Origin of the sequence: Caballeronia sp. (assembly GCF_049581465.1) — a bacterium.
Classification (GTDB): Bacteria; Pseudomonadota; Gammaproteobacteria; order Burkholderiales; family Burkholderiaceae; genus Caballeronia.
The window spans coordinates 1-9708 of sequence record NZ_JBAUSA010000400.1; the positions used below are offsets into that span (position 1 = coordinate 1).

At 58.0% G+C, this 9708-nt stretch carries 8 protein-coding genes; all 8 read left to right on the forward strand.

The window, feature by feature from the left end; all coding sequences use genetic code 11:
- A partial coding sequence (gmd, locus tag WCA53_RS09970) for a GDP-mannose 4,6-dehydratase (protein WP_423908589.1) occupies positions 1–1025 on the forward strand: 1025 nt, incomplete at its 5' end.
- Positions 1026–1241: 216 nt separating this feature from the next.
- On the forward strand, positions 1242–2669 hold the full coding sequence (locus WCA53_RS09975; protein WP_423908591.1) for a class I SAM-dependent methyltransferase: 1428 nt from the start codon (positions 1242–1244) through the stop codon (positions 2667–2669).
- A 30-nt stretch (positions 2670–2699) separates the two neighbouring features.
- Positions 2700–5267, forward strand: a complete 2568-nt coding sequence (locus tag WCA53_RS09980; protein WP_423908594.1) for a glycosyltransferase family 4 protein — start codon at positions 2700–2702, stop codon at positions 5265–5267.
- A 186-nt stretch (positions 5268–5453) separates the two neighbouring features.
- Positions 5454–6182: an ABC transporter permease gene (locus WCA53_RS09985; protein WP_423908606.1), complete on the forward strand. Its 729-nt coding sequence runs from the start codon at positions 5454–5456 to the stop codon at positions 6180–6182.
- Between the two features lie 94 nt (positions 6183–6276).
- On the forward strand, positions 6277–6942 hold the full coding sequence (locus tag WCA53_RS09990; protein ID WP_423908597.1) for an ABC transporter ATP-binding protein: 666 nt from the start codon (positions 6277–6279) through the stop codon (positions 6940–6942).
- A 6-nt stretch (positions 6943–6948) separates the two neighbouring features.
- The gene (locus WCA53_RS09995; RefSeq protein WP_423908599.1) at positions 6949–8301 is read left to right on the forward strand and encodes a hypothetical protein; all 1353 of its coding nucleotides are present in this window, start codon (positions 6949–6951) and stop codon (positions 8299–8301) included.
- Positions 8294–8920, forward strand: coding sequence for an acetyltransferase (locus WCA53_RS10000; RefSeq protein WP_423908601.1), 627 nt, complete (start codon positions 8294–8296; stop codon positions 8918–8920). Before WCA53_RS09995 ends, WCA53_RS10000 begins: the two co-directional genes overlap by 8 nt.
- A 9-nt stretch (positions 8921–8929) precedes the next feature.
- The coding region (locus WCA53_RS10005; protein ID WP_423908603.1) for a DegT/DnrJ/EryC1/StrS family aminotransferase at positions 8930–9708 on the forward strand (779 nt) is incomplete at its 3' end.

The window sequence follows — 9708 nt, forward strand, 5'->3', positions numbered from 1 at the left end:
GCGCAGTAGTTACAGGCATTACCGGGCAGGATGGGGCATATCTCACGAAACTGCTGCTTGACAAGGGCTACGAAGTTCACGGCACCTATCGGCGGACCAGCACGGTCAATTTCTGGCGCATGGAGGAGGTGGGTGTCCTGAACCACCCGAAGCTGAATCTTGTCGAGCACGACCTGACTGATGTCGGCGCGTCCATCCGTTTGTTAGAAAAGGCCCAGCCGCGGGAGGTCTATAACCTCGCCGCGCAAAGTTTTGTAGGCGTGTCGTTCGATCAACCGGCTACTACCGCGGAAATCACGGGCGTCGGCGCGCTAAATCAGCTGGAAGCCATCCGTATCGTCGATAAATCGATCCGCTTTTACCAGGCTTCCACGTCCGAGATGTTTGGCAAGGTCCAGGCTATTCCGCAAAAGGAAGACACCCCGTTTTATCCGCGCAGCCCCTACGGCGTCGCGAAACTGTACGCGCACTGGATCACGATCAACTACCGCGAGTCTTACGACATCTTCGGCTCGAGCGGCATCCTGTTCAACCATGAATCGCCGTTGCGTGGTCGTGAGTTTGTCACGCGTAAGATCACTGACTCGGTTGCCAAGATTTCCCTCGGCAAGCTCGACGTGCTTGAACTGGGTAACCTCGACGCCAAGCGCGATTGGGGCTTTGCGAAGGAATACGTAGAAGGCATGTACCGCATGCTCCAGGCCGATGAGCCCGACACCTTCGTGCTCGCAACCAACCGCACTGAAACGGTTCGCGATTTCGTCACAATGGCGTTCAAGGCTGTCGGTGTCGACATCGACTGGCGCGGGTCGGCTGAGAAAGAGGAAGGTGTCGGTTCGAACGGCAAGGTGTTGGTTCGAATCAATCCGAAGTTCTATCGTCCCGCGGAAGTGGAATTGCTGATTGGCGACGCCACCAAGGCAAAGGAAAAGCTTGGCTGGGAACCCAAGACGACCTTGGAACAACTCTGCAAGATGATGGTGGAAGAAGACCTTCGCCGGAACAAAGCGGGCTTTTCGTTCTGATATCCCCGTTTGGCGGGGCTCCGGGAATGTACCGAGGGACCTGCCATCGCACGCCGCATGCAGTCGCCATGCGGCGTAAGCATTTTCGGGTTTCGACATGAGCGTAATGCTCTGCACTCGCGTCGAGCGAAGCGGGCGCAGCCCGATCAGGGCGCGCCGTCCACGCGTCACGCGGATTGAAGGCATTCAAGTACACGAGGCGCGCAGCGCAATTCTATGGTTACCGACGATTTTTATCGCGCGCTGGAAGACAGGTTTCGCGGCAGCCGCGATGCCATCAAGGCACGGCAGCGCGTCTATCTGCCGGTCATTGACGCGCTTGCCGCAAGGGTATCGAAAAAGATATTGGACGTGGGGTTCGGGCGGGCGGAATGGCTTGAGTTGTTGAAGGAACAAGGTCTGGCCGCTGAGGGGCTGGACCTGAGCGACGCGTTCGTCGAAGAAGGCCGGACGGCCGGATTTAACGTCACGAAGGGCGATGTCCTCGACTATCTGGCTCGCCAACCGGATCAGTCGTATTCGCTGGTCAGCGCGTTCCATGTGGTCGAGCATCTCGGGTTCGACAAGCTGCTGGCGTTTTTGCGCGAAGCACATCGCGTGACGGACGCGAATGGCGCGATTCTCCTGGAAACGCCGAATCCGGCGAACCTCGTGGTGGGCGCGTGCAATTTTTATATCGACCCTACGCACGAGCGGCCGATCCCATCTACGTTGCTTGCGTTTGCGGCGGAATACTGCGGGTTCGCGCGGGTGGTCATGGTGCCGATGAACCGCGATTTCCTGCGCAACGACTTGCAGTTGATGCCGGGCCATTCCTCGGTCGCGTCCGTCGTCAACGCGGTTGTGTCGGAGGTGAATGAGAATCTCAAGCAGGCACCCGACTACGCGATATTCGCATTTAAGAAAATGGACAACGAAGCGGTCAAACTCGCTGAGTCTCTGGTTATGGAACCTGTGCTGCCCATTTCGGCGGCCGAGCCCGTCGACGCGGATTCGTTGTGGACTCGCGTTGTAGAAGTCGAAACGGACCGCGCGGTCTGGCGCGGCAAAGCGGCGTTGGCAGAGGCGCAACTCCAGCATATCCAGGAACTCGTCGCTCGCGCGGACAGCCGGATAAGTGATTTCGAGGCGCGGGTGCGCGAGCTTCAGTCGCGTTCGGTGCTTGAAAGGTCGGCGATTCGCGCGCAGGAACAGGATCGCGTACACGATGTCGAAGTGCATTTGAAGAAGGCGCTACGCCGTGCGATGGCGGCAGAGGAACTCGCCGCGGATGCGCAATTGCGTATCGATGCAATGCTTCGCAGCAGTAGTTGGCGGCTTTCCGCGCCCGTGCGAGGCGTCGGGCTCACTTTGCGTAAAGCGGTCGACTTGAAGCGTATTGCGACGAAACCGGTGCGACTGTCGCTTTTGCACGCGGCCGCTTTTGTTCGCAGTCGGCCCGCGTTGAGGCGACGCATTGTCAAGGTGCTTTCGCGTGTCCCCGGATTGCGTGCAGGCTTGATCCGTCTGGCTGGGTTCAACGCCCTGCAGGGCGTGCTCAATGATGCGGCGGCTAACGTCGTTGAGACGGTCGATCAGCTGACTGCGCGGGGCCGCAGGATTCACGACGACCTGCTGTCCGCCACACACGGCTACACAAGATAACTACATAAGATAAATTTTCTCGGTACACCTATGCGTATTGTTTTGGATCTCCAGGGATGTCAGTCAAGCAGCCGTCTGCGGGGCATCGGCCGTTATAGCCTCGCGCTGGCGCAGGCAATCGCGCGAAACGCCGGCGAGCATGAAGTGTGGGTGATCCTGAACAATCTGTTTCCTGAATCGATCGAAGGCGTCCGACATGCGTTCGATGGATTATTGCCGGAAGGGCGTATCGCGGTGTTTTCCGTCCCGCCGTTTGCGCTCTATCAAGGCATGAACGACTGGCGCACTCGCGCCGCCCACCTGATCCGCGAGTATGCAATTGCCGAGCTTGAGCCTGACCTGTTGCATGTGAGCAGCTTGTTCGAGGGGTTCGTGGACACCTCGGTGTCGACGGTCAAGGAACTCGATCGCGACACCCTCACTGCGGTCACGCTGTACGACTTGATTCCGTACCTGAATCCCAAGAAGTATCTTTCCGACGCCGGAACCAAAAAACATTACTACGGCAAGATCGAGGCACTCAAGCGCGCCGACGTCTTACTTGCCATCTCCGCCTATTGCGGCGAAGAAGCGGTCCTCGAATTAGGGATTCCCGCCGAGCGAATCACCAATATTTCGTCAGCGGTGTCGGAGTCGTTCGCGCACGCCACGTCGTCGGCACAGGATGTCGAGAAGATGAAGGCACGCTTTGGCATCAAGCGGCCGTTTGTGATGACGACGGGTATTGTCGAGCCACGCAAGAACCTTGAAGGACTGATCGCCGCGTACGGAAAATTGCCGGTGTCGCTGCGTAGGGGCTATCAGCTTTTCATGCTTTGCCAGGCGACCGACGCTGACCGCACGAGACTCTATGACCTCGCGCAAGCCCATGGCCTTGCGCGCGACGAGCTGGTGTTGTCGTCCGGTTATGTGTCGGATGAGGATCTAGTCGCGTTATATGGCGCGTGCTACTTGTTCGTGTTTCCTTCATTGCACGAGGGTTTCGGATTGCCGGCGCTCGAGGCGATGGCGTGCGGTGCCGTAGTGATCGGATCGTCGGCGACGAGCATTCCCGAAGTCATCGGCCGCGAAGACGCGCTGTTTGATCCGCTCGATTTCAATGAAATGGCCACCATGATGGAGCGTGGGCTCACCGACGCTCCATACCGGCAGTCGTTGCGCGAGCACGCCGCGTTGCAGGTGCCCAAGTTTTCCTGGGACGCCACCGGTCAACGCGCGTTGAAAGCATTCGAAGCGGCGTATGCACAGAAGAAAGACCGGCTGGGCGCCGAAGCGTCCTCCCGATCGTCCGATGAACGCTATCGCGCACTGATAGACGCGCTAACGCGCCTCGACGCCAAACCCACCGATGCCGACCTGGTCGCTAGCGCCGACGCTATCGCCGCCAATCAGCGTACAGGGCGTCCGCGCCAACTGTTGATCGACGTTTCGATCCTGTGCGACCACGATGCAAAATCGGGCATTCAGCGCGTTACGCGCGCGATCGTGCAGCGATTGCTTGAAGAACCTCCGACGGGATGGGAAGTACGTCCGGTGCGTCTGGAACGAGGCGTCATGTCGTATCGCTATGCGGACAAATTCGCGCGTTCGCTTGGCGTCGGCGGCAAAGAGGGGAATGAAAGCGACGAACTGGTCGATAGCCAACAGGGCGATGTCTTCCTCGGGCTCGACTTGGTAGCCGATCGCGTTCCCCAGGCGCAAAGTTGGTTCGTGGCGCAGCGAAACCGCGGTGTGAAGATCTATTTCGTCATCTACGACTTGCTGCCCGTCTTGCGGCGGGAGTGGTTCCATGAAGGCATCGCGGCTGTGTTCCCGCCGTGGCTTAAGACTATCGCGACCGTGTCCGATGGCCTCGTTTGCATCTCCCGCGCGGTTGCGGACGATTTGTATCAGTGGCTCCAGGAATCGTCGGTGGAACGGCTTCGCGCGCTCCAGATCGGCTACTTTCATCTTGGCGCCGATATCGAAAGCAGTAAGCCATCGAGCGGAATGCCCGACGACGCGCCGCGCGTGCTTGCCGCTTTGCGCGAGCGTCCGACGCTCGTGATGGTGGGAACGGTCGAGCCGCGTAAAGGCCACATCCAGGCATTCGATGCATTCCAGTTGCTGTGGGCCGCGAATGTCGATGTCAACCTCGTGATCGTGGGCAAGGCGGGCTGGGGTGTCGGCGGATTGCCGGATCTGTTGAAAGAAGCCGCAGAGCACAACGAGCGCTTTTTCTGGCTGCAAGGCATCAGCGACGAATATCTGGAAAAAATCTACGGCGCTTCATCGGGCCTGCTCGCGGCTTCGTTGGGTGAGGGTTTTGGCTTGCCCTTGATCGAGGCGGCGCAAAAGGGTTTGCCGATCGTCGCTCGCGAGCTGCCGGTTTTTCGCGAAGTGGCGGGCGATCACGCTTTCTACTTCGAAGGCGACACGCCGGCAGAACTCGCGGATGCGATTCAGGGATGGCTGCGCGAGCATGCCGCAGGGCGCGCACTGTCATCCGCGAACATGCCGTGGATGACGTGGAAGCAAAGCGCGAAGCAACTGAGCCAGGTGATTCTAGGCGGCGAAACCTACAAGACCTGGCGGCCGGAAACGCTTGTGAAGGCATGACGACGCAGGACCGCGGCATCGAACCATCCGTCGGGTCCGGCGCAGGGGAACAAAAGAGATGACCTCCTACGCGTGCACGACTAAAATCGCAACACTTTCTAAAACTGGTTTTTTATGCGCAAGAGTCCTACTGTAAGCGCGCTGTCGGATATCGTGGCAGCGACGCGACGCTATCCCTTGATCGGAATGCTCGGCTGGCAGGATGTCCGCCAGCGCTACCGGCGTTCGGCCCTCGGCCCCCTGTGGCTGACCATCAGCATGGGCGTGATGATCGGCACGATTGGCATTGTGTTCGGGACTATTTTCAAGTCGCCGATGCAGGAGTTTTTGCCGTTTATCGCGATCGGTATCATTTTGTGGGGCTTTATTTCGACGGTTATTACCGAAGGATGCACGGCGTTTATTACTGCTGAAGGGATTATTAAGCAGTTGCCGATTCCGCTTTTCGTTCACGTATTACGAATGATCTGGCGGAACATGCTCATACTCGGCCATAACATCGTCATTTTTCCGATTATTTTGCTGGTGTTCCTGACGCCGTTGCATATGATAGCGTTCCTGTCGATTCTCGGCTTCGTGTTACTGCTGATTAATCTGACCTGGATAGCGCTTATTCTTTCGGTGGTATGCGCACGGTATCGCGATCTCGCGCAGATCGTAACGAGTGCTCTACAAGTGGTGTTTTATGTGACGCCCATCATGTGGATGCCGAAAAATCTCCCGCACCGGGCCGGTCTTTATTTGCTCGATTTCAATCCTGCCTATCACTTGCTTCAAATCGTGCGTGCTCCGTTGCTCGGTGATATGCCGGACGCCATCAACTGGGAAGTGTCTGGCGCGCTTGCAATTGTGGGCTGGGTAATCGCCATCGCCTTGTACGGACGTTACAAGCGGCGTATCGCATACTGGCTGTAAATAGACAGAGATTATGGCATCTATAGAATTTGAAAATGTTTGTGTCGATTTCGCCATTTATAACGCAAACGGACGGTCGTTGAAGAAGCGGCTGATGCAGGTTGCGACCGGCGGGCAGATTGGCGCCGACAAGGAGGGCCGGGTTGTCGTTCGGGCGTTGGAAGGATTAACTTTTTCTTTCCACGACGGCGATCGCGTAGGGCTGCTCGGTCATAACGGCGCGGGCAAAAGTACGTTGTTGCGCCTGCTCGGCGGCGTGTATGAGCCTTCATCCGGGCACGCCAAAGTCGAGGGCGAGATTGGATCGCTTATCGATATTTCGCTCGGCACCGATCCGGAGGCCACGGGGCGCGAGAATATTTATATGCGAGGCGCGTTACTGGGCATGCCGCGTGCACAGATCAAGAAGCGGATCGAGGAGATCATCGATTTCTCGGAGCTCGGCGATTTCGTCGATATGCCGCTGCGCACGTATTCCACCGGCATGCATTTGCGACTCGCTTTTGCTGTGTCGACCATTGTGCGTCCCGAGATTCTGTTGATGGACGAATGGTTGTCCGTCGGCGATGAAGGCTTCAAGCGTAAAGCCGAGGAGCGCATGACCGAGCTGGTCGCCGCAACGAATATTCTCGTTCTCGCGTCGCATTCCCGCGACCTGATCCTGCATACCTGTAATCGGGTCCTTTGGCTGGAGCACGGCAAGATCAAGATGGATACGGACCCGCAAACGGCGGTTGCCGCGTACTTTGGTGGGGCATAACCGTAAATGAATAAAGCTGATCGACGCAATGCGGCTGCGCAGATTTCCATGCGCTCACGGATCAAACGTTGCGTGCGAAAGGCCGCGATGATGGCGTACCGGCTCGCGCGGCCCGTCGTGCGGCCGCTTGCGTATCGGACGCGGTCGTTCTTCACGGTGGCGCATGTCGCCGAAATCGAAGCGCTTCGCCGCGACGTGTTGCACGAGATCCGGCACACGCATGGAATCGCGACGTCGGTGCTGATTCAGACGGCGCAGAGCGTGCAGCATGAACTCCTCTTGAGCGGGCATCAATTGCGCGACGCCAGCAGCCGCGAGAGCCAGGCGCTCGCGGCGGGGATTCATAAATCCATGCAGTTCGCGCGGGAGGCCGTGCGCGAAGACGTGTTCCGAACGCACACGGCCAGCAGTGGCGAGAGCCAGGCGCTGACTGCGGGTGTTCACGAATCCATGCAATTCGCGCGGGAGTCCCTGCGTGAAGACGTGTTCCGGACGCAGGCGGCCGCCGCGGCAGAGTTGAAGCACGAGTTGGACCAGATCAACATGGCGGTGGAAACCGTCGCCGAAATGATGCGAGCTCAGGCATCGGGCTTGCATTCGGCCGCGATCGAACGCGACGCGTTCTCCCGTCTCGACAAAAGTGCAAAGCTTGCGTCCGGCCGTCGCGCGGCGGTTCAGTGCAGCGAGGATGTGTTGCTGATCAAGTCCGAGGCCGGCTATGTGTTTTGTCCGGAGAGCGACCGTGCTGCGCTTGCCAGTCTCCTCGGCACAGGTGATTTGAACAAAGGCGCGCGTCTGATTACCCAGCGCTTGCTGGTTCCTGGCGATGTATTTGTCGACGTCGGCGCGCATATCGGCCTGGATACACTGGCCGCGGCGCACGTGCTTCGCGGGCGCGGCCAGGTCATCGCGTTTGAGTCTTCTGCGTCCAACCGCTCGCTATTGGCGAAATCCATCGCTATGAATGGCTTCGCGGAAATGGTCGATGTGCGCGAGCAAGATTTATTGAATCTAAGCCTGGATAGCGTTTTCGCGGGAAATCATAAGATTTCGTTGATAACAATCGATGCGAATGGCGCCGGTATCAACGTAATCGACGTAATCGACGGCGCCCGTTCGTTGATCGCGGCGAATCCCGAAATCACACTGATCGTCAAGATCGGCAAGTCAGGTGATTCGATCGATCAGGTCATTTCGCGGGCACAAAGCCTTGGTTTGGTTCACCGCACGATCAACCGTGCAACAGGTGAATTGCTTGAGGCCCCCATGCACTCGATCGGCGAAGAGGACCGTCTCGATTTGCTACTGGCGCGACGAGAATGCGGGGCGTGGTCGAAACTGGGTGTAAAGCATGGTTAAGGGCATTGTGGTAGTTGGCGCGGGAGGCCATGCGAAAGTATGTATCGAAAGTTTGCGAGCAATGGGTGAGCTGGTCGATTTCTGCGTTGGCGACGAAAATAGTCCGGATTCCTGCGTTGGCGTGCCGGTCTTGGTCGGCGATGACAACCTCGCGCGTTTGCGCAGCGAAGGTTACGAAAAGGCGTTTATAGCAATCGGTTCTAACCGCTTGCGGGAGCGTCTCGCGAAACTCGCCACCGATCAAGGATATCGGCTAGTCAATGCAATCAACCCGCACGCGATTATTTCGCCGAGCGTGACATTTGGAAACGGCGTTGCTGTTATGGCTGGCGCGGTGATAAATGCCGAGGCTGCGATCGAGTCGCTTGCAAATATTAATACAGGCGCAACGATTGATCACGATTGCAGGATCGGACGCGCAGTACATATTGCACCGCAATGCGGTCTCGCTGGAAACGTGGTTGTGGGCGATCAGGCGTTTTTGGGTATCGGCGCGAGAGTCATCCCGGAAATCAAGATTGGGGCGAATGTCACGGTCGGTGCCGGCGGCGTCGTAATCCAAGATATAGACAGTGGTAAAACGGTCGTGGGAATTCCAGTCCGGCCGATTAAATGTTGAGAGGAAAACATGAGTAGAATTTCTGTCGCACAGCCCGTTTTGAACGGCAACGAGCGCAAGTACGTTCTTGACTGTCTCGATACCAATTGGATCTCGTCGGTCGGAAAATACATCGGTGCTTTTGAAGAGGCGTTCTCCAAGTTTTGCGGCGTCGAGCACGCGATTGCCACCAACAACGGCACGACGGCTTTGCACCTGGCGCTTGTCGCGCTGGATCTGCAGGCGGGCGACGAAGTCATTATTCCCACGGTCACCTATATTGCGACCGCGAACGCGGTGCGCTATTGCGGCGCGACGCCCGTTCTCGTCGATGTCCACGCAGAGACCATGAACATCGATCCGGCGGATATCGAACGGAAAATCACGTCGAAGACGAAGGGCATTATTCCGGTTCACCTCTACGGCCATCCCGCCGAGATGGAGACCATCAATGCAATCGCTCGTCGCCACAAGCTGTGGGTCGTGGAAGATGCCGCCGAAGCGCATGGCGCTGAAGTGAACGGCCGCAAAGTCGGATCAATGGGAACGTGCGCCACGTTCAGTTTCTTCGGCAACAAGATTGTGACGACCGGCGAAGGCGGCATGGTCACCACGAACGACGCCACACTGGCAGCCAAGCTGAGGCTGTTTCGCGGGCAGGGCATGGACCTCGCGCGCCGTTACTGGTTTCCGGTGATTGGGTACAACTACCGCATGACGAACATCCAGGCTGCGATTGGTCTCGCGCAAATGGAAACGATCGACAAGTCGCTGTCGGACCGTGCGAGGCTGGCCGAGTGGTACGCAGA